Raw genomic sequence first — 1,678 nt, forward strand, 5'->3', positions numbered from 1 at the left:
TCAGACGATCTCGATCTCGTGTGCTCAACTTTAGCATCTCCTCGCTCCGTGGCAGGTGTCGCCGCCAGTGTGGGCGAACCTGCCCCGAAGGAGGACATTTCTATTTCAACCAACCCGGACATTTCTACTTCAACGCTACACTCGCCCGAGCGCCGGGGTTTCGCCTTCGCGGAAGCGCGGACATCTTTCGACGGGCGGCTGAAGCCGCGGCTGGAACATTGGCAAGCCTCGCAAACCGCGCGAGGCTTCAACTTCGCCGGGCCCAGCCTGCGCAGCAGGCTTCCCAATCTTCCAGCCGTGGGTTTACCCGCCCGTCGGATTCCCGCCTTCGCGCATCCCCGGATCTCCATCCGCGGAGGTGGGGAAACCGCCGATCACCGGCCATCCATCATCGCGGACGACGGTGTCATCGGACGAGCCGCCCGCATCGTCTTCCCCGGTGTCATCCCCTGATCTCCCCTGGCCTCGACGGGGGATTTCATGGACGCGGAACTCCTCAGGATCACCCCCTCACCTCCTTCCATCGAGAGACACACACATGGCCACACTGCAGCGGGGCTCGCGCGGCCCCGACGTCACGCGCGCCGAGGTCCGGCTCAAGGAGCTGGGATTGTACAAGGGCGGGATGGACGACGTGTTCGGCGGCGGGCTGGAGACGGCCGTCAAGGCCTTCCAGCAGCAGAAGGGGATGCCCGCCACCGGCGCGGTGGACGACGCCACCCGCGCGGCGCTCTACGCCGACCCCAGCCCCGCGCTGGCGGCGGTGAAGGGGAAGCCGCTGGGGTTCCGCTGCCTGGCGCTGACGGCGGGGTTCGAGACGGGCTCGGCGTCGCCCGACTGCTTCTGCGGGCTGGCGGGGAGCTTCGACCAGCAGGGGATCAGCTTCGGCGTGCTGCAGTGGAACCTGGGGCAGGGCACGCTGCAGCCGCTGCTGTCGAAGCTGAACAAGGAGCACCCGCAGGTGGTGAAGACGGCGTTCGGCGACTCGTACGACGCCTTCACCGAGATGCTGGGGAAGGGGCAGAAGGACCAGATGGCCTGGGCGAACACCGTGCAGGGCGCCGACCACCGCGTGCGGGATCCGTGGAAGAGCGCGTTCAAGGCGCTGGGTCGCACGCCGGAGTGCCAGGACGCGCAGGTGGCCGGCGCGGCCGACCGCTTCCAGACGGCGCTGAGGATGTGCGCCGACTACGGGCTCTTCTCCGAGCGCGGCGCGGCGCTGATGTTCGACATCGTGGTGCAGAACGGCAGCATCAAGCAGGAGACGCGCGCGCTGATCATGGGCGACTTCAACGGCATCCCCGCGGGCCTGAGCCGCGAGGACCAGGAGCTCGCGCGGATGCGCATCATCGCGAAGCGCCGCGCGGCCGCCGCCAAGGCCGCCTTCCAGGCCGACGTGCTGAGCCGGAAGCTGACCTGCGCCGAGGGCGCCGGCGTGGTGCACGGCATCGGCTACGACCTCGAGCGCCAGTTTGACCTCAAGCTCGCCTCGATGCAGGTGTGATCTAACGGATCACTGAAAAAGACGTGGCTCACGCAGCAGGCGTTCGACAGCACCGTTTTACACGTTGGCCATAAGAGGTTGAACAGCAACAAGATACAACAAGACCCCGTCGGACGCGTGTACAACGCGTCCGGCGGGGTCTGAATCGAGGCAAGTGCTTACACAGGTGTAACT

At 66.7% G+C, this 1,678-nt stretch carries 2 protein-coding genes; both read left to right on the plus strand.

Translation table 11 applies throughout. From position 1 onward, the window contains the following. Positions 1 to 453: hypothetical protein (locus tag VF092_28900; GenBank protein HEX6751345.1), on the plus strand; the 453-nt coding region annotated here is incomplete at its 5' end. Positions 454 to 538: 85 nt separating this feature from the next. Beyond that, on the plus strand, positions 539 to 1,504 hold the full coding sequence (locus tag VF092_28905; GenBank protein HEX6751346.1) for a peptidoglycan-binding domain-containing protein: 966 nt from the start codon (positions 539 to 541) through the stop codon (positions 1,502 to 1,504). Positions 1,505 to 1,678: the final 174 nt, after the last annotated feature.

This window comes from Longimicrobium sp. (assembly GCA_036377595.1).
In the GTDB taxonomy this organism is placed as follows: Bacteria; Gemmatimonadota; Gemmatimonadetes; order Longimicrobiales; family Longimicrobiaceae; genus Longimicrobium.

Excerpts from the sequence above, each read along its gene's own strand:
- VF092_28905 (HEX6751346.1), top strand. The coding sequence starts at position 539 with ATGGCCACACTGCAGCGGGGCTCGCGCGGCCCCGACGTCACGCGCGCC.